Origin of the sequence: Photobacterium arenosum, assembly GCF_014841115.1 — a bacterium.
GTDB classification, from domain to species: Bacteria; Pseudomonadota; Gammaproteobacteria; order Enterobacterales; family Vibrionaceae; genus Photobacterium; species Photobacterium arenosum.
Genome location: NZ_JACYTP010000001.1, coordinates 275,249 through 293,824, shown reverse-complemented (window position 1 = coordinate 293,824; position 18,576 = coordinate 275,249). Strand labels below are relative to the sequence as shown.

The following is an 18,576-nucleotide window of genomic DNA, read 5'->3' as shown; positions in this document are numbered from 1 at the left end:
CTGAATAATCTGAACCTGTATCAAACTTATGCGTTTAGTTTGAAATTATATCCGTTTTTCGGCATTGAATAGCCTGAAGCAGGAAGAGTTGTGGGAGTGATCCTGTGTTCTACTGTGCTCACCGCGTCGAAACAGACAAGCGTGTGGTGACTAAATGTTGAGTAAAGGTCGCAGATCTGGCTGCCAGTCAGCGGCCAGAACGATGTTATCTCTCTTCAGAAGGCGTATGCTGAGGAAACTTAGGCAACCACCGTTTTAAGGTTTTTCGCCTGAAACTCAATAGCATCAAAGCCCCGGCAATATAGAGTGCCGGTTCCACAATACCGGATTTCACCGACCAGTAGTAATGAACTGGTGCAAGCACGGCGACCAGATACACCCAGTAGTGCAATTGTTGCCAGCGTTTGCCTAGTTTTTTCTGCATCCTCTGGGTGGAAGTAATGGCAAGGGCAAAGAGAATTAACCAGCATATTGCGCCTATGGTCAGATAGGGGCGCTCGACTATTTCGCTGGCCAGCAAGGACCAGTCCAGATTCAGATCCAGCAGCACGTAGACTAAAAGATGCAAGGCTGCCCAGGAAAAGCAGTAAAGGCCGAGCACCCGACGCACTTTGACTAACGCGCCTTGCTTCAATAGTTTTGCAAGCGGGGAGACCAGCAGAGTGATAAAGAGTGTATTGAGCGCCGCTTTACCCGTAAAGTGACTCAGGCCCTGAACAGGGTCTGCTCCGAGCCGGCCGTTCAGAAGCTGAAAAGTCAGCATCGCCAGAAAGCCCATCGACACCAGATGAATCAGCGTTTTTAACGCAGTAATGTGAGCGGGCTTAAGCCGGATACTTTGCAAGGTGCGCGCCAGTTTCTGCATTAAAAGAATTTCCTCAAATCCATTCCTTTATAAAGCCCCGCGACTTCAGAGCCATAACCATTGAATGGCAGGGTCGGTTGCCGACGGCTGCTGAACAGGTTGCCCTCGCCAATAAAGCGTTCACTTGCCTGGCTCCATCTTGGGTGATCCACTTGTGGATTCACGTTGGCGTAGAAACCGTACTCATTAGAAGCGAGCAGGTTCCAGGTAGTTGGCGGTTGCTTATCCGTCAGGGTAATTTTGACGATAGACTTGATGCTTTTGAAGCCGTATTTCCATGGCACCACCAAGCGCAGCGGTGCACCGTTCTGCGGTGCCAGCGTTTTTCCGTATAAGCCGACAGCAATCAGGGTCAATGGGTGCATCGCCTCGTCCATTCGCAGGCCTTCAACATACGGGTAATCTATCCCGCCACCCAGCCGGCGAGATGCCTGTCCCGGCATCTGTTTCGGGTCATACAATGTCTCGAAAGCGACATATTTTGCGTTACTGGTTGGCTGCGCATATCTCAGCAGTGACGCCAGCGGGAAGCCGATCCAAGGCACGTTCATCGACCAGGCTTCGACACAACGTAGCCGATAGATGCGCTCTTCAATCGGGAAGCGTTTAAATATGTCGTCATAATCCAGTGTGAAAGGACGGGCAACCATGCCGCTGACATCCACTTTCCATGGGTCGGTCACAAAATTGGCTGCCCGGCGGGCAGGATCGGACTTATCGGTACCGAACTCATAAAAATTATTATATTTCAGTATTTTGTCTTCAGGTGTTAAAGACAGGTCCGGGTGAAAACGTGTGGAGTCGGGGGCGTTGAGCGCCCGTCGGCGATCCGGTGTTTTTTCGTCATCACCAAAAATATCAAAGATGTTGGCCTGGGCTTGCGTGGCTAATGGCAGTGTTGCCAGGGTAATCCCCAGCTTTTTGAGAATGTCGCGGCGTTGGTGATAAACCGACTCTGGTGTGACATCACTTTCCTTCAGTTGCCAGGGCGGGGTTGATTTAATACGCATGTGCATCCCTTTGAGCGGTATAAATATACTGACGTGTTACAAGAGACCTGAATCAATCTGAAAAATTTCATCCGCACGGATGTTAATAGTTAGAAAGCCAGGTTGCCGGTGTTTGCAAGAACCGCCGGACTGTTATTGAGTGATATGGCCAGTTTTTACTAGCAGCAGACAGCCATCTTTGGTTGCTGGCTGATGAGAGCTGCCCGGCGGAGTTCGCAGCCAGAAGCCTTCACCATACTCTCCCCATTCATCATAAAAACTGCCAGCAAGGATATAGACTTCCAGGCCGCCGTCGTAACTTTGTGGCGGTAGCGTTGACCCCGCGTGCCATTGCATGATGACAGTGCGATCTGAACCAAAGCCATGCAGCGGGAGCACTGACTGGCCGGGATAATGGCCGGGCTGCCATCTGGCGTTGTGGGTATCAATCCTGAGCGGTTCCCTATCGCCTTCCGGAAACATGTTCAGTTTGACATACAAGGTACAGCCGCTGTCGCTGGCTGGCGCATGGCGGGTTTTTGCCGGGTTACGGATATAGGTACCAGCCGGGTAGTGGCCAAACTCGTCCTGAAAGATACCGCTGACGACAAAGATTTCTTCGCCGTTTGGATGGTAGTGGGCTGAAAAGTGCGTGTTGGGTTCATAACGGACAAGGCTGGTGACTTCACCCGACTCTTTCGCCTCCCGTTCCAGTGGAATACGCCACACGCCTGCTGCCGGGGATGCCATCCAGTGCTGTGCCTGGGTATTGATCACCACTCGTTTATCACGCTTCATGTTAATCGGCTCAAAGGGAGCCTCGGAGCTGGGCCTCATGGTTGCGTCTCCATGTGTAAGCTTTAGGCTGCTTCCTATAGTGTAGTTAATTCACTGCAGCCGGAAAGCTTGCTGAGCGTATCTCGTATCCTGACGGCTGACGGCGACTGGCAGTATTTTTAAATGCATATTTTTGCATTCAAGATGTCAAGCTGTGATGTAAAGCAGTAAATCTCAGACTTTTACGATTGACCTGAGCGGGATGCTTGCTATTCTAGCGAACACTTGTACGCCGAAAGACAGAGAATGACATGTCACATCCTAAGCCGCCAATCATCTGGCTAAATTTGATTATCTTTACCGTTACCTTTTCCATCGCTGCGATTGGTGCACCCCTTTATGCTTATTTTATCGGGTTTGACTGGCAGCAAGGGCTGATGCTGCTGGCAGCGTTCAGTTATTGCGGGCTGTCTATTACGGCGGGTTATCACCGCCTCTGGTCGCATAAGGCGTATGAAGCAAATGCCGCTGTGCGTTTTATCTATGCGGTTGGCGGCGCATTCGCGCTGCAAAACAGCATTCTGCACTGGTCATCTGATCACCGGATTCACCATCGCCATGTGGATAATAACGATGTCGATCCGTATTCCGCCAAACGTGGTTTTTTCTACAGCCATATCGGCTGGATGCTTCGTGAGTATCAGGCGCATCGCTACACGGATTACTCAAATTGCCGCGATTTACAAAAAGATAAGATCGTTATGTGGCAGCACAAGTATTACGTACCGCTGGCTGTGGCGACGAATGTAGGCATACCACTGCTGTTTGGCTTTTTACACGGCGACATCTGGGGAGCGTTGCTGCTGGTCGGGGTTGTTCGTCTGGTGCTCAGTCACCACACCACCTTCTTTATCAATTCTCTGGCTCACATCTGGGGTTCGCAACCTTATACGGATAAAAATACGGCGCGGGACAATGGCTTTCTGGCTTTCCTGACCTTTGGTGAGGGGTATCATAACTACCATCACATCTTTGAAAATGACTACCGGAACGGGATTCGCTGGTGGCAGTTTGACCCGACTAAGTGGCTTATAAGAAGTCTGTCCTGGTTAGGTCTTGCCAGCAACCTGCGTACTTGCCCGGAAGATAAAATTGAAAAGGCGAAGGCGACTATGGTGCTTAAACGCATTCAGTCCCGCCTGAGCACCGGGCCGGATAGCAGGGTTGTGCTGCAAAAAGTGGAAGCCGAGTATGACGTGCTGATACAGAAAATTTCAGAGTACTATGCAACCCGAAAACAATTGCTTGAGGTGAAAAGGCAGGCGCTTCGCGAACAGTACGACAATCTGGATATTGTGAAGCAATATCAGGAAATAAAGGCCCGGCTGGAACAACAGCGCCGTGACTGGAAATTACTAACAGCGCAATATGCCTGAGCCTGGATTGAGTGAGCAGAAAAGCGGGCAATGCCCGCTTTTTTTGTATGCATAATTCTACATGAGTCCCATTGCTTACAACCCACCGCCACTTTATTGACGTGAACCTGACCTGGTAGTTGCAGGAGCTGGGTACACTGACAGTCAAACTCAGAAAGTGATCAAAGCTACATTTTGTGTCATATATAAGAAAATCACAGTCACTTACTGAGTAAAGATCAAACTTTGCCATAATAATTAAGGTTCTGTTGCCAAATTTTTTGGGTGGAATATCAACTGACTCTCAGTTGCTTATGTCAACAGACTTCATCGATCTGGAGGCTTTCGTGTATCGCTCATTACTTTGTACTCTGATTGGCCTGGCTTCAATGGGTGCGAATGCTATTGAATACCAACTCCCTTCTGACGGCAGTAAGCTCGTCGGAGCTGTGGAGTATTACCAGGTTCCCGAGAATGAAAAAGAGAGTATCGCTGATATCGCTAACCACTTTGACGTGGGTTTTTTAGCCGTGATGGAAGCGAACAAGGGGGTTGACCCTTTTCTGCCTGAACCCGGTACAATGCTGACCATACCGACCAGGCTGATATTGCCTGATGTTGCACATGAAGGCATAGTGATCAACCTTGCTGAATTACGTTTATACTATTTCCCGCCGGGTAAAGATTCTGTCTATGTGTTCCCAATCGGTATCGGCCGTATCGGCCGGGAAACACCTGTGATGACAACGTCGATCAGTCAGAAAATTGTCGGCCCGACCTGGACACCTACGGCGAATATTCGTAAAGAATACCGTGAAGAGCGCGGTATCGAACTGCCGGCAGTTATTCCGGCTGGCCCGGATAACCCATTAGGTGAGTACGCTATGCGACTTGCTCACAGCCGCGGTGAATATCTGATACACGGTACCAATAAAGACTTTGGTATTGGTATGCGTGTCAGCTCAGGTTGTATTCGTATGAACCCGTGGGATATTGAGTGGCTGTTCCCGCAGATTCCTAAAGGCACCAAAGTGCGGGTAATCAATCAACCATTGAAAGAAACCCGTGAACCGGATGGTAGCTTGTATGTTGAGGTACATCAGCCATTGTCGAAATCGGAATCTGAGGCGGGTCAGGCTAAAGTTGTGAAACCAAGTCGTGCGCTTGTTAATGCTGTCGAAAGTGATAAACAAGCTATTTCGCGTCTGTCTCAGGCTTTACAATCGCAAGAAGGCGTACCTATCGCGATTGATTAATAACATGGTCACACGGGCTGCCGGGCAGCTTGTGTGATATATCTCGATACTGTACCTGTTTTACTGAAACCAAAATTCAGACATAAAAAAAGAGTGGAGCTAATAGCTCCACTCTTTTTGTCGTTTGTATTACTTACGATACGAACTAGCCATGTTGTCAATACGCTGGTTAGCACGCATTGCTTCCTGGTAAGCAGCATCTGCAGAAGCACGAGCGTCGTTAACGGCGCCGGCCATCTGATCTTGCTGACTTTGCAGTGCACCCACTTGGTCAGAAAGCATGTCTACTTTATTGGTTAGTTGTTGCATCTGATCTACTTCATCTGAGCTGGAACAGCCAATCAAAGTTGCACTCAGAATGATACCAGTAAGGATAGATAATGAACGGTTCATTTTTCTTTCTTCTCCTTTGTTTTGCCACTACAGACCGAGTGTAAAAATTTATCAGTCGGCAGAATTAGTATGGCATATGTTATTCAAATTGCTCATCCAAGAAGCTTTTTTCCCAAAAAAAATTCTCTCAAAGACGAGAAAAAGCCCGTGAACGACAGCAAGAATGCGGCCTTTCGCCGTTTGAGTCAATGCACGCTATGTGAATGATATGTCAAATCTTCTTCATTATTTCTCAATCAGGAGACGTTCATTCCTGTCAATAGCGTCTACCAGGATATTGGGATTTAAAGTGTGAGGCACCTTTTCTAACAGGGTGCCGTCGGGTTTTAAAAGATAAAAGTACGAACTGTGATCGACGGAATATTCTAATGCTGAATCTTCCTGCTTGGTTTTCATAAAGAGGACGCCATACTTCTTCGCCAGTAATTGGGTTTGTTCCATAGTCCCCGTCATGCCTGTAATATCTTTATGGAAATATTGCGCGTATTGAGCACTTTTTTCAGGTGTATCCCTTTCTGGATCCAAAGTAATAAAGACAGGCCAGACTTTATTTAATTCATCCTGGGAGATGGCTTTCAAAGCGGCCCCCAGAATAGCCAGTGATGTAGGACAGACATCCGGGCAATGCGTGAAACCAAAGTAGACAACGCGCAGGCGGTTATCATTGGTATTGAACAAGTCGACAGACTCTTTGCCACTCTCGAGCTGGCCGCTTGACTGCTGAGCTTCTGCGACGCTGTCGTCATGGCTGTCTACGAGGTAACGGGTGGCCAGGCCAGCAATCAAGGCTACGGCCAGAATTATCCATTGAAATTTCACTGTGTCATCCTTAAGGAAACGTAGAGAGGTGTAAGGGAGCCGGAATCTGAGGTGATCTTGCCTTGCCAGGTCATAGCGTCCTGTGTACAGAAAGGCAGCATGAGTTCACCAGAAAAGCTGTCATCCGGTTGCCGGGTTAATTGTAGCTGATATTGTCCCATCATCATTTCATGACCTTCCAGGGTAAGAAGGAGGGTTGCTGTCTCTTTCGGCAGCTCAGGCCAGCGAATGGTCATTGTGGTAGGTTGCAGCGGGTGGACAATATTGTCGCTCAGCATGATGCTGACATTGTTCTGAAGGCAGCTTGCCTGACTCAACTCACAGGCCTGTGCGCTGTCATAGATGGGTTCTGAGCGGATGAATGCCGGCAGCCACTCAATGGCGGCAAAGCCCAGGCAGAATGCCAGAATGAGCTTTACTGGCATTGACCAATGCATTGAGAAAAGCTTATGGGACATCGGTTTCTCGCGTAAATATTTTGTTATCAGTTAACTGCGCTATGGTATCACGCTTTTTGTGGCGGTCGCAGTTGCGATAAAGAAAGGCTGCCAGATGGCAGCCTCAGCATTCACTCAGCGGCTAGTCTGCTGCAAATTTCTCCAGTCCCCACACCAGCACTATCCCGAGTAGCATGGCAATCACTGCATAGCTAAGGAGCGCTGGCTGGCCGGTAACCTGCTCAAAGCTAAAGGGTGACAGGTTGTGCTCCAGCAGGGGGACTTGTTCACCGCTGGAATTGGTGCGCCAGCTGATGGTTTCTTTCCAGGGCCAGACTTTGTTCAGTGTGCCGAGCATCAGGCCTGTCAGGAAGGTCAGCGTTAAATCGCGGTAATGACGAAGTAGCCAAGACAGAACATGAGAAAAGCACAGCAGGCCGATCACACAACCCGTCGCAAACAGTCCCAGAGTACCCAGCTGCAGCGATTTAGCCGCCGCGAGGATAGGGCCGTACATACCCAGCAGCAGCAAAATAAAGCTGCCAGAGATGCCCGGCAGAATCATCGCGCAAATAGCAATGGATCCTGCTAATACTATGTTGATACTGGTCGGTGCCATATCAATAGGGTGAACAACCGTAATACCGTACGCAAATGCTGTACCGGCAATAATGCACAGAATCCGAGTCGCTCTCCAGTGCTGAACTTGTTTAAACATATGAACAGCAGAAATCAGGATCAGGCCAAAGAAAAAGGACCACAGCGGGATCGGATACGTATGCAGCATCCAGGTGATTACACGAGCCAGGGTGAGAATACTGGTGAGAATACCAGTGAGAAGCACAATCAGAAAACCCGCGTTAATGTGGGTGAGAACTGCGCGGATTCCCTGTTTGCGCCACAGCGGGATCAGGCTGGGGTTGATGCGTCTGATGCTTTCCAGCAGTGTATCGTAAATACCGGTTATAAAAGCGATTGTACCGCCGGAAACGCCGGGAACGACGTCTGCTGCGCCCATCGCTAATCCCTTAAGAAATGTAAAAACGTTACTCATTTGATTCAGGTATAGTTGTTATGAAAGTGAAGGCATTATACCGACTTAGTGTCAAAACGGTATGAGCACTTTGTTGAGTTCAAGCGGAAAATGTAACGGCTGATGAGCCTGCCTGAAGTCTGTCACTGCCAGCAATTGGTAAATTGTCTCAAGATTCGATCATTATTTGCTGCTAATTTGCTTAACTCTAAAGTATGGGCCTGTGCGGTTCATATTTGAACAAAGGTGAGCAAGATGAAATGGAACAGTGTGATGTTATCGGCGCTGGTGGTTTCTGGAGTATTCGTCGCGAATGTTCAGTCGGAGAGTTTACTGATGTCTTATGACGAATATATGGAGCGGTGCACCGAAACATATGGCTCCGACAGGATAACCATCAGTGTCTGCGAAAATCAGTATCTGACTATGTATGCCAAAGATGAAGAGGTCACAGCGCAAGCTGAGACACAAGTGCCGGGCACTGCTCCCTCTTCAGATTCTTCAGAACCACAATCATCTGTACCTGAGACTGATACCGAGTAGCCGGAATAAACTCAGGTATTCGTTGCCGCATTCAATGGCAGAGTAACGGCGACAGTGACACCCAAACAATCATGGCGGTTTTTGATTGCGATTTGCCCTGCGTGATAATCCACGATCAACCGTGCAATATACAGACCCAGACCGAGATGTGGTTTGTCCTGATGTGCCTGACTGCGTACCGAGACCATTGAATGTAACAGTTGGTCGGCCATATCATCCGGTAATAGCGGCCCCTGGTTGCTGACAGTCAGTGTGGCGTGCTTGTCAGTTTGTGACAGCGTGACGTCAATCTGGCTGTTCGGTTGGCTGAATTCAACAGCGTTAGCTATCAGTTTATCCAGCAGCTGAGCCAGAAAGTCGGGGGCACCTGTGATACGGACCGGGGTGTCCGGCACCTGCACCTGGAAGTCTTGCTCAGCAAAGGCGAACTGATAACCTTGCATACAGCCGCTGATCAAGTCATTTAGCGTAAACTCTTCCATGTCTGCACCCTGCAGGCTCTGTTCGATACGGGTTGCTTCTGTCATGCTCGATAAAATCGTGCTCAGTCTTCTGATACCTTCCTGCGCCCGTTCGATATAGCGCTGTTCATTATGATTGAGGCTGGACATAGAAAGGTTATCCAGTGAAGAGCGGACGACGGCAACGGGTGTGCGCAGCTCGTGTGACAGCCGCGAAGACAGGTTTTCCAGGTAATGATTGTATTGTCCGAGCCGGTTAACCATGCTTGCCAGGCTGCGGGATAAATCACCAACTTCATCTTTTGACGATGACGCAGTGATTGCTTCGCGAATCCGGCCCTGAGCATCTATCGATTGCTCTGCCTGATCGCGTAACCGCCGGATACGGCCTGAGAGGCTTGAGGCAAACAGGAAAAGAATAATGGCAGCGATGATGATGATCGCCAGTAACACGTTGAAGAGTTGTTCCAGAGCCCGGTTTTTCAGGGTCTGAACTCCCTGGGTTGACTCTTCGGCGACCACGGCTCCCATCACTTTGTCATCCAGCCAGATGGGGTAGGCGGCGGACAGAATCATTGCTTTGCCGTCACTTGATGGCCGCCAGTGGGCGTAACCGCGTCCCTGCAAGGCTTGATCAACATTGACGCCTGTGATCAGTGCGGGATCGGCGGGCTTGTCGTCGAACGGGGCGGGCTCTGATAAGAGAAAGGTGTAATAAAGCGGGCGCAGTAGGTGTTGATCCAGCCAGGAGCCTAAACCATATTCCTCTTCATCATAACGAACAGATGTTGCCCACACCCCGTCTGAATGCTGAATGTCGCCAGATTGCGCTAACACACGCTGATGTCTGTCCAATACCCAGATACGCGAACTGCTGTGCCCCATGCCTTTGACTATGCGCTCAATTTCCGGTGAGGGCAGCAGCACTGTACCCAAATTTGCCGCCGTTTTGCTGTTGGCTGTGCCTATGATGGTCTCAACATCACGGTGGGTATCGTGGTTAACATCATAAACAGACACCGACAGCCGTTGGCCGAGCTGTGACAAGGGCATGCTGATTTCCAGTGAGTAGCCATCCTGCCTTGGTTGCCACTGCGCTGTAATCAGGTTCGTGGCAGAGATCAGGTTTGGTTCGTCAAGCTCATCGGTGATCATCCAGGCAGAAGTCTGGCCATCTTGTTCAAGTGCAATCAGATAACGTTCGAACTCACCCTGTGGGGTTGTCAGTGCCAATATCAGATGATCGTTCCTGTCGACCTGATGACTGTTGGCACGGCGCAAAACGGTGTGCCTGTCCTTCACTTTCATGGCGGCATAAAATTGCTGGCTGTGTCGCCCGGCAATCAGATAGAAATCGGTTTGCCCCTGCTGGTAAGGGCGCTGGCTGAATCGGACATACTGACGTCCGTAGTAATGCATCTTGGCATCAAGATCCTCTGGCCAGTCTGCCAGGCTTCCGTCAATGGTAATTGAACCGGGCAAATCATAGACGTATAAATCGCGGCCATGCTGAACACGAGGCAGAAAACTGGCTTGCTGGCTGAACAGCGCAGGCCGTTCGTTCAGCGCGGTGGCAATGGCTCTGGCTGTGCCAATCAGAGTTTGCTCTTGCCCCTGACGGAGCAGTTTTTCCATTTCGAGAACAAACCGATACCCGAACCAGGGCAGGGTGAGCAACAGGCTGGCGATGATAACTATCTTTACGCGAAGACCTGCGGTGAGTCGTGCGGTCAGGCTCCCCATCGGTATCCCATTCCGTAGACAGTATGAATATGATCAAAGTCGGCATCATGCTGGGCAAACTTTTTGCGTATCCGCTTGATATGAGACGTGATGGTACTGTCATCGACCACGACGTGGGCATCCTCCATCAAATCCTGACGACTTCTGACATGGCCCGGACGTTTCGCCAGCGCGTACACCATCCAGAACTCTGTCACAGTCAAATCAATGTGTTGCTCCTGCCAGAAGATCTGCATTTTGTTCTGGTCAATGGTCAAAGCTCCCCTGTGCAGCAGTGTCTCTTCTGTGGCGGGGGCAGACATCAGCTCACTTCGCCGGAATAGCGCGGCAATTCTTGCCATTAAATGGGGCAGGCTGATGTCTTTAGTGAGATAGTCATCTGCCCCCATCCGCAGTCCGCACACCGTATCGAAGTCGCTGTCACGTGCAGTCAGAAAAATGATGGGTACAGTGGGAGACAGGGCGCGTAACGACTGACAAAGTGCGAATCCACCATCGATTTCATGGCCTAAGCCGATATCAATGATGGCCAGATCGGGCAGTTTGAGTTCGAACGCCTGCTGGGCTTGCTGGCGGTCTGCGTAACCCTGCACTTTGTAACCGTGCTTTCTCAGCACATCCATGTAGTTTTCCCGAATTGCCGCTTCGTCTTCAACAATGGCTATATGTTTCATTGATTGCTTCATCATTCACCTTGGAGAAAACTGACTATACCTGAACTGGCAGGCTAAAAAAGTGCAAATCCGCCTTCAAAGCCAATTGCCATAATGTTGCCACATTTGATCAGCACATTGCCTTTTTCTCTCCCTCTTATTGCCTGAACACTTTGTTTTAATTCTCTCATCGGCAAACGAGAGCTGCATTAACGGCCTCAGATGCTTGTTCGGATAACACAGAAATGATGAGGAAAATCAGATGAACAACATGATGAAAAAACAGGCTCTTTCCCTTTTGGTTGCTACAGCTGTGATGGGTGTCAGCACTCAGGTCCATGCGGGCCAGCAGAGCACGGCAAACACTGAGCCGGTTGCCCAGCAAGAACAATGGATTGGTATGGGTTCCGGTGCCGCTGTCGGCGGTCTGGTTGGTGGTCCGGTCGGTGCTGTTATTGGTGCAATGGTCGGCGGGATTATGGGGACAGCCGTTGGCCAGGAAGGTTATATCGCCAGCCAGACAGCGCGTTTGAGTGAGCAGCAGAAAACCATTTTTGCTTTGAATGAGCGTAATGCCGAGCTGGAGCCTGTTCTGGACAGCTACCAGGAAATGCAGCATGAAATGGCCAGCTTGCGCGAGACACAGCAGAAGCATGATATGGCATTGGCAATGAACGTACATTTTCGGACCGGTTCGGCAGTGATTGAGCCCCATTTTCAGGCTCAGCTGGATGAAATTGCAGAACTGATGAAGCAATCGCCAGAAATCAATTGGGAATTATCAGGCTATGCAGACCGCCGTGGCGGGTCGGAGCGTAACCAGGTTCTTTCTGAAGAGCGTGCGACTGCCGTTAGGGATTACCTGGAATCTCGGGGCGCGAACCCATTGCAAATTGTCACCATTGCTTATGGCGAAGAAGAGCCGCTTAAAATGGATGAAAGCTGGGAGTACGACTTTTTTGACCGCCGCGTCACTTTGCGTAGCCAGCAGGGACCGGTTCAGACAGCGCAGTCGCATTAAGGGGGATGTATGGCATCGACAGCTCAGTTTACGCTCAGCAGTTGCTTAATACCGATAGCGGTTCTGGTGTTATTTACTATGCAGCTGGCAATGAAAAGCGATGATCGCACATTGTCAGTCAGTCATCAGATCGAGGCGAAGGGTTTCAGTGATGGTATCTGGCAAGATATGGATAGTCTTTCACCTAATCAGTAATTTGGCTGAGTGTCAGGGGAGTCGGGTTGAACTGACCCCTGGCTCCTGGCCGAGAGCACTGCTGAAGCTGACATTACTGCATTTTAGTCTGGTGTATTGCTGATAAGACTACGCGCCTTTTAACCTTTGTCTGCCAAACGTCGTGAGTAAGCCCGTGGCGAATTACACGGGCTGCTTTAAAGCTGCTCTCAGTCTGTCCTGGACGACTTCAACCAAAAGATCCGGCTGGAATTTAGAAATGAAACGGTCGCAGCCAACTTTATCGACCATTGCCTGATTAAAGCTTCCGCTGAGCGAAGTGTTTAGTGCAATGAACAGGTCTTTCATCCTCTCATCACTGCGGATTTCGTGAGTCAGGCGATAACCATCCATTTCCGGCATTTCGGCATCGGTGAACATCATCAGGATCTCGTGGCTTACCTCTTTTCCTTCATCACACCAGCCTTTGAGAATATCCAATGCTTTTTGCCCATTAATGGCTTCAATGATTTCCAGACCAAGTTGCGAAAGGGTGTCCCTGATTTGTGCTCTCGCGGTTGAGGAATCGTCAACAATCAGAATCTTGCGTCCATGAAACTGACTGACTAAATGCTGATCGAGAATATCGTCAGAAATGTCTGTGTTGTATGACACGATCTGAGCCAGCACCTTTTCGACATCGACGATGCTGACCAGCCTCTCAACACCTTCTCTTTTAATTCTTGTAATGGCGGTAAGATAATTGTTTTTACCGACTTGGCTGGGTGGCGGCTGAATGTCCTGCCAGGTCATATTGGCAATGTTCATGACCTGTCCGACGAGAAAGCCCTGAACGCTTCGATTGTATTCAGTAATGATAAGGTTGGTTTCAGTGCTCTCTTCCGTTGCTCTTACACCAATAGCTTTTCGTAAATCAATGATTGGAATCGATTGTCCGCGAATGTTGGCGACGCCACAGACACTGGAATGGCTGCCTGGCAGCGAGTGCAGGTGAGGTTGTTTGACGATTTCACGCACTTTGAACACGTTAATCGCAAATAATTGAGCAGAATGAAGCCGGAAAATCAGCAATTCAAGGCGGTTCTCTCCAACAAGCTGTGTACGAAGATCGACTGCATCAAGAATGGTCGTCATAAAATGCCCGTAAATGTGGTTTTTGTTCTGAATTTCAGCAAATTATAGAGAGAGGAAGCCAATATTCCTAACGAAGGTTACAAAGGTAAGAGCAACATCCCAGTTTCATAGTGAATGCGTCAAAAGAAAAGCGCATCAATCTTGTTTTTTACCGTTGCTGGCTGTTCGTACTTAAGGTTTGTCACACTTTTCACTTTGTTGGGCTCTGAAGTGAAAATTCAGTATTAGATGCTGCTTTTCATGTGAAAGACGGCGGTATGATATTGATCTTTCATGGCAGTATTACTCAAATTCTGAATTTTATTTTTAAGATATGGCCTTTGCAGCGATATCCTGCTGCTGCTTGAGTTGTTAACTATTTTGTAACTTTTGGCGGGAAGTTGTTTTCTGTTAGGTGTTTATAATGTTTCAGAATGTAACCGGCTGAAGATGAAACATTTTAGTAACAATGCTTAGAGGAACGACCACTGTTAAACCTCTGTGAAACCTGAAACAATAGCCGCAAAAGGGCGATCCGGTGAAAGAATTGGCGCCCATTGTCATTAACGTCGGGTTTATGAGTGAGGTTCTTATGAAGTTCTTGATCATTCTGGCTATATCGGTTGTTGCCGGTGTTTTCTCAGGGGAGCATCTTCATTCATTTATGGCCGGCTTTGGTATAGCGTCTCTGGCGGTAGGTGCGACCTACTGGCTGGCATTCCGGGCAACACGTTATCCTCAATTGGCATTCATGCTGCTGCTAACCGGGTTAATGGCGAAAATGGGTGTTACTGTCGCTGGGGTAATGTGGGGACTGGAAAATCAGGTGATTAATTCACCTCTGGTATTTGCTCTGTCATACCTTTTCTTTTCTATTGTGGCGACTTACGGCTACTTCAAGTTGCGTGAATATCAACTTACCCGGCTTGAAACGCTCAAATTTGCCAACGCATAATGCAGAAAGGGCCACAGACAAGTGGCCCTTTGTCTTGTCACTCCGCGAACATTACATGCCATCGCTTTAAACGTGATGCCGTAACCCCATCTGAACCGTGCCTTTTACTTGCAGATCCGCAGTCAGTAATGCCAGATTGGCTTTATATCCTGTTCTGACTCTTCCATAGTGTGCATCCAGTCCCAGAGCTTTGGCCGGGTACAGGCTTGCCATCCGCAATGCCTCTTCTTTGCTGACACCCACATGATTAATCAGATTATGCACACCTTCAATCATGGTAATGGCCGCGCCGGCAATGGTGCCATCGGCATAATGGCATTTACCGTCAGTGACATAGGCCTTGGTGCCAGCCATATCGTACTCTTTGAGGTCAGTACCCGCTGGTGTCACAGCATCGGTAACCATAAAAAGTTTCTCTCCCAGAAGCTGGTGGGCGATTCTGATTGAGGCGTAATTCACATGAATGCCATCAACAATAATGCCGGCATGGGGTTTGCGATCAAAGATATAGCCGACAGCACCTGGCTCACGAGAATCCAGTGGACTCATCGCATTAAACAGATGTGTGGCCATACTGATGCCGTGTTTGGCTGTGTAGTCGGTGTACCGGCCATTGGTATGGCCCATAGACACTATAATGTTCGCCTCTGTCAGCTGGTTAATCACTGATTGATCACAAGACTCAGGCGCCAGTGTGATCACTTTTATGCAGTGGGCATGGCGAATGAGATACTCAGCAGTTTCTTCATCAAGATCCCTGATGCATTGTTCCTGATGGGCCCCTTTCTTTTGGCGGTTGATGAAAGGGCCTTCTAAATGCAGCCCCAGCACTCCTTCAGATTCCGGGGTATCAATGCTTTCAATCAACTGAATGACTGCGTTAAGCGGTTCGGCTTCACTGGTAATAAAAGTGGGAAGATATTGGGTGGTACCGTAGCGAAGGTTAGTGGCATTCATGGTATCCAGGGTGGATTTGGCAATGTCTGTGTTTAGCAAGACGCCGCCACAACCGTTTAGCTGAATGTCTATGAAGCCTGCGGTGGCCAGTAAACCAGTCCCGTCCAGACAGTCGGTCGGGAGTAATTGCCGGGACTTGGCTTGCGACATGGGCATGACGGCAGAGATGGTATCTCTGTCAATAAAAATGGCTTGATCTTCAGCAATCGTGCTGCCATCAAACACGCTGATGTGGGTTATGGCGTACATGGGCCGGACTCCGAGAATGCAGAGGAGGAGATTAACCTATGGCTATCTTATTTTTTTTATGAAAATAAGATAGCCTGCATTGAATCCGGGATCAATTTATCCGTGCAATTAATGTCAACTTTGTGACTTAATTATTTGATGAGGTTTAAGATCTGCCTGAAGCTTTCGCCTTCAGCGACGCCTTGTAACTCAAAAAGTACCATTTCTGTGCACGAGATTGAGGCACCTGCTTGTTGCATACGATTCAGGGCGACTGTTTTGTTCGCCGCATTCCGTGAAGAGACAGCATCAGAAATGACTTCTACGTGGTAGCCTTTTCGAAGTAAATCCATGGCGGTTTGATAGACACAAATGTGCGCTTCTATCCCGACCAGCAGCACGTTCTTGCAACCAGTGGAAACTAAAGCGTCCATAAAGTCGATCGACTGGCAACCGCTGAAACAATTTTTGGCAATGGGCGTCTGATCAGTGAGGTGCTCAGCAATCTGCGGAATAGTGGGCCCAAGCTTATCGGGTAACTGCTCTAACCAGATGACAGGTAATTGAAGGGCTTTTGCCCCTTGAGTCATGACTGACAGGTTTTGATAGAGGGTATCACTGTCTGACATCAGGCTGGCCAGCTTTCCCTGAACATCAACGATCACCAGCGCGGTTTTATTGCGATCCAGCATAGGAATGTCCTTATCTTAAATTCACCGTTATGTGCTTTTACATGAAAAGTTTAGCGGTGATTGCTCTGTGGTTATAGGGCAGAACATGGTTCTATCTGACCATAAAGTCAAGTCGGTTTGGTATTTTGTCTGCCCCTTAAGCTAAAATAGTTTGGTGAAGCCGACCAAAGCGAAAAGCCTTGTAACTTGTTTCATCTTTACATTGCGGGTAAATGACGGAACAATGACCCGATATTGAAACGTACCTGAAAAACCATGACTGAAAAAAAATCGAATCCTCTTACTGATCTTATCTTCAATGTCATCGTACCGTCTGTGGTACTGATGAAGCTGAGTGGCCAGGAACAACTGGGCCCTGTTAATGCATTGATACTGGCACTGGCTTTCCCGATTGTGCTGGGTGGCTATGAACTGATCAAGCACAAGAAGTTTAACTTCATTTCGTTATTGGGCTTTGTCAGTGTACTACTGACCGGTGGAATAGGTTTACTTGAACTTGATAATCAATGGCTTGCAATTAAAGAAGCGTTGATTCCTGGTTTAATTGGGCTTGTGGTGTTTGTCTCTACATTCACTAAGTACCCTGTTGTAACCAAAATGATTTTCAACGATGCCGTCCTGAATCTCTCGCTGATTAAAGAGAAATTGACACAAAATGGCAAACTAACCGAATTCAATAAGTGTCTGGCACAGTCTAATTATTTGTTTGCCAGTACGTTTGTGTTTTCCTCTATAATGAATTACGTACTGGCCACCACCATAGTAACCAGCCCGGCAGGGTCAGAAGCCTTTAATGAGGAGCTGGGTGAAATGACGCTGCTGAGTTATCCGATGATCGCGATTCCGTCCATGCTGATGATGTTCGGTATCTTTTATTATGTCTGGCGCTCTATCCGGCGCATGACCAATCTTGAAGCTAACCAGATTTTCAAGATGCAGTAATACCGCCAAGGGCTTACCACTGAGTAAGCCCTTTTTACATTTGTGTATCACAGAGTCGATGACGGTCTTGTACGCAGATATCGGGCAAAACGAGGGATCTGGTTATGTGTAAATCCGTTATATCTGATGGTGACTATACTTCCGATTTCAGGGGGAACGGCACGATCTGCATCTGAAAAACCCGTACCGATTTTAAAGGGCGGCAAAGTATCCATCTTTACCCAAAGTGCCCCCATTAACCCCTGATATTTCCCTTTCCCTGGCTCGTAGCCAACAACGATGGCTTCCGCATCTTCGAAGCGTTTTATTTTTACTAAGCTGTCTGACCGGCCTGCGACATAGGGTTGAGAAGCATGGTGTAACATTATTCCTTCACCGCCATCGGCTTCTATCTCTGCTAGCCAGTTCTTCACCATGGCTATTGAGGCCAGTTTTCGCTGCTCTATGATGTTGATGTATGGATGATTGGATGCATTGACCAGTGTGGTTACATGGCGCCAGCGTTCATCAAATGAACCAGGATATGCGGGGGCATCAAAGACCATGAATCGGATCTTTTCCCATTGCTCACGGTTTGGCGATGCGTCCAGCACTGTTTGTGACACCAGATGAAAAGCGCCTCTTCCGGCCCATAATTCACCTTCTAACACATCATCAGGCAAACCAGCCGTGAACCACTGTGGTGCATGAATAACGTGCCCTGTCCGGGTTTGTAGCTGCTGGCCATTCCAGTGAGCGCGTATGCCATCTAATTTCTCGCTGACCCAATAATCGGTGATTCTTGTACCCAAAGGGAGCAGAAACGAGTCATCCTGCCAGACAGCCGAAGTTGCTCTCATTGTTACTGTTTCTTTGGCATAACTGATTGGGCTCAGCATTAAGGTGATGATCATCGCCAACTCAGATTGCTTCATGTTAGTTTCCTCCGGGGGCTACAAGGGTAAAAAGTAACCGGACACTGTCATATCCAGATTTTATTCCGAGGGGAAAAGCGACAGAGTGCGGCAGGAATGTGATTCTGAATAGCTAATTTTCTATCGCTATCATAGACTTTGCGAATGAAGCCTCAATGAAGCCTCAATGAAGCTTGATATAGTTCTGACATCGGTT

At 48.5% G+C, this 18,576-nt stretch carries 20 protein-coding genes; 7 read left to right on the top strand and 13 right to left on the bottom strand.

Translation table 11 applies throughout. The annotated features are described in order from the left end of the window. Nucleotides 1–205: 205 nt before the first annotated feature. From msrQ to IFO68_RS01340, 3 genes are all read right to left on the bottom strand, one after another. Nucleotides 206–865: a protein-methionine-sulfoxide reductase heme-binding subunit MsrQ gene (msrQ, locus tag IFO68_RS01350; RefSeq protein ID WP_192013976.1), complete on the bottom strand. Its 660-nt coding sequence runs from the start codon at nt 863–865 to the stop codon at nt 206–208. Beyond that, a complete protein-coding gene (gene msrP, locus IFO68_RS01345; protein ID WP_192013975.1) occupies nt 865–1,875 on the bottom strand; it encodes a protein-methionine-sulfoxide reductase catalytic subunit MsrP in 1,011 nt (336 codons plus the stop codon). The genes msrQ and msrP overlap by 1 nt, the downstream gene beginning before the upstream one ends. A 132-nt stretch (nt 1,876–2,007) precedes the next feature. Further along, nucleotides 2,008–2,691: a cupin domain-containing protein gene (locus IFO68_RS01340; RefSeq protein ID WP_192013973.1), complete on the bottom strand. Its 684-nt coding sequence runs from the start codon at nt 2,689–2,691 to the stop codon at nt 2,008–2,010. 251 nt (nt 2,692–2,942) lie between these two features. Here IFO68_RS01340 and IFO68_RS01335 point away from each other — a divergent pair, with 251 nt between their 5' ends. Together IFO68_RS01335 and IFO68_RS01330 are read left to right on the top strand one after the other, a co-directional pair. Further along, a complete protein-coding gene (locus IFO68_RS01335; protein ID WP_192013971.1) occupies nt 2,943–4,067 on the top strand; it encodes a fatty acid desaturase in 1,125 nt (374 codons plus the stop codon). Between the two features lie 293 nt (nt 4,068–4,360). After that, nucleotides 4,361–5,302: a L,D-transpeptidase family protein gene (locus IFO68_RS01330; RefSeq protein WP_192013969.1), complete on the top strand. Its 942-nt coding sequence runs from the start codon at nt 4,361–4,363 to the stop codon at nt 5,300–5,302. 129 nt (nt 5,303–5,431) lie between these two features. On the opposite strand, the gene IFO68_RS01325 is transcribed toward IFO68_RS01330, so the two are convergent. The 4 genes from IFO68_RS01325 to IFO68_RS01310 all read right to left on the bottom strand — a co-directional run bounded on the left by IFO68_RS01325 (nt 5,432) and on the right by IFO68_RS01310 (nt 8,005). Further along, a complete protein-coding gene (locus IFO68_RS01325) occupies nt 5,432–5,695 on the bottom strand; it encodes an Lpp/OprI family alanine-zipper lipoprotein (protein ID WP_027251090.1) in 264 nt (87 codons plus the stop codon). A gap of 225 nt (nt 5,696–5,920) precedes the next feature. Next, the gene (locus IFO68_RS01320) at nt 5,921–6,514 is read right to left on the bottom strand and encodes an SCO family protein (RefSeq protein ID WP_192013967.1); all 594 of its coding nucleotides are present in this window, start codon (nt 6,512–6,514) and stop codon (nt 5,921–5,923) included. Continuing rightward, the gene (locus IFO68_RS01315) at nt 6,511–6,939 is read right to left on the bottom strand and encodes a hypothetical protein (RefSeq protein ID WP_225444995.1); all 429 of its coding nucleotides are present in this window, start codon (nt 6,937–6,939) and stop codon (nt 6,511–6,513) included. Before IFO68_RS01315 ends, IFO68_RS01320 begins: the two co-directional genes overlap by 4 nt. A gap of 154 nt (nt 6,940–7,093) precedes the next feature. Then, nucleotides 7,094–8,005 (bottom strand): polyprenyl-phosphate transporter, encoded by a 912-nt coding sequence (locus IFO68_RS01310; RefSeq protein WP_192013963.1) that lies wholly within the window; start codon nt 8,003–8,005, stop codon nt 7,094–7,096. A gap of 234 nt (nt 8,006–8,239) precedes the next feature. Between IFO68_RS01310 and IFO68_RS01305 the strand changes: the two genes are divergently transcribed. Then, entirely contained in the window at nt 8,240–8,527 is a 288-nt protein-coding gene (locus IFO68_RS01305; protein ID WP_192013961.1) for a hypothetical protein, read from the top strand. 11 nt (nt 8,528–8,538) lie between these two features. Here the strand turns inward: IFO68_RS01305 and pdsS are convergent, their stop codons facing one another. Both pdsS and pdsR read right to left on the bottom strand, forming a co-directional pair. Further along, nucleotides 8,539–10,731, bottom strand: a complete 2,193-nt coding sequence (pdsS, locus tag IFO68_RS01300) for a proteobacterial dedicated sortase system histidine kinase (protein ID WP_192013959.1) — start codon at nt 10,729–10,731, stop codon at nt 8,539–8,541. Then, nucleotides 10,719–11,405, bottom strand: coding sequence for a proteobacterial dedicated sortase system response regulator (gene pdsR, locus IFO68_RS01295; protein WP_192013957.1), 687 nt, complete (start codon nt 11,403–11,405; stop codon nt 10,719–10,721). The genes pdsS and pdsR overlap by 13 nt, the downstream gene beginning before the upstream one ends. A 241-nt stretch (nt 11,406–11,646) precedes the next feature. Between pdsR and pdsO the strand changes: the two genes are divergently transcribed. Together pdsO and IFO68_RS01285 are read left to right on the top strand one after the other, a co-directional pair. Beyond that, nucleotides 11,647–12,405 (top strand): sortase-associated OmpA-like protein PdsO, encoded by a 759-nt coding sequence (gene pdsO, locus IFO68_RS01290; RefSeq protein WP_225444994.1) that lies wholly within the window; start codon nt 11,647–11,649, stop codon nt 12,403–12,405. 9 nt (nt 12,406–12,414) lie between these two features. Then, entirely contained in the window at nt 12,415–12,600 is a 186-nt protein-coding gene (locus tag IFO68_RS01285; protein ID WP_192013955.1) for a hypothetical protein, read from the top strand. A 162-nt stretch (nt 12,601–12,762) separates the two neighbouring features. On the opposite strand, the gene IFO68_RS01280 is transcribed toward IFO68_RS01285, so the two are convergent. Next, nucleotides 12,763–13,713: a chemotaxis protein CheV gene (locus IFO68_RS01280; protein WP_192013953.1), complete on the bottom strand. Its 951-nt coding sequence runs from the start codon at nt 13,711–13,713 to the stop codon at nt 12,763–12,765. A 571-nt stretch (nt 13,714–14,284) separates the two neighbouring features. Here IFO68_RS01280 and IFO68_RS01275 point away from each other — a divergent pair. Next, the gene (locus tag IFO68_RS01275; RefSeq protein ID WP_192013951.1) at nt 14,285–14,647 is read left to right on the top strand and encodes an NADH:ubiquinone oxidoreductase; all 363 of its coding nucleotides are present in this window, start codon (nt 14,285–14,287) and stop codon (nt 14,645–14,647) included. 66 nt (nt 14,648–14,713) lie between these two features. Here the strand turns inward: IFO68_RS01275 and nagA are convergent, their stop codons facing one another. Together nagA and IFO68_RS01265 are read right to left on the bottom strand one after the other, a co-directional pair. Then, nucleotides 14,714–15,853, bottom strand: coding sequence for an N-acetylglucosamine-6-phosphate deacetylase (gene nagA, locus IFO68_RS01270; protein ID WP_192013949.1), 1,140 nt, complete (start codon nt 15,851–15,853; stop codon nt 14,714–14,716). 131 nt (nt 15,854–15,984) lie between these two features. Continuing rightward, a complete protein-coding gene (locus tag IFO68_RS01265) occupies nt 15,985–16,524 on the bottom strand; it encodes a hydrolase (RefSeq protein WP_192013947.1) in 540 nt (179 codons plus the stop codon). A 255-nt stretch (nt 16,525–16,779) separates the two neighbouring features. Between IFO68_RS01265 and IFO68_RS01260 the strand changes: the two genes are divergently transcribed. Further along, on the top strand, nt 16,780–17,466 hold the full coding sequence (locus IFO68_RS01260) for a VC0807 family protein (protein ID WP_027251102.1): 687 nt from the start codon (nt 16,780–16,782) through the stop codon (nt 17,464–17,466). 47 nt (nt 17,467–17,513) lie between these two features. On the opposite strand, the gene IFO68_RS01255 is transcribed toward IFO68_RS01260, so the two are convergent. Beyond that, nucleotides 17,514–18,380, bottom strand: a complete 867-nt coding sequence (locus IFO68_RS01255) for a DNA ligase (protein WP_192013945.1) — start codon at nt 18,378–18,380, stop codon at nt 17,514–17,516. Nucleotides 18,381–18,576 lie beyond the last annotated feature (196 nt).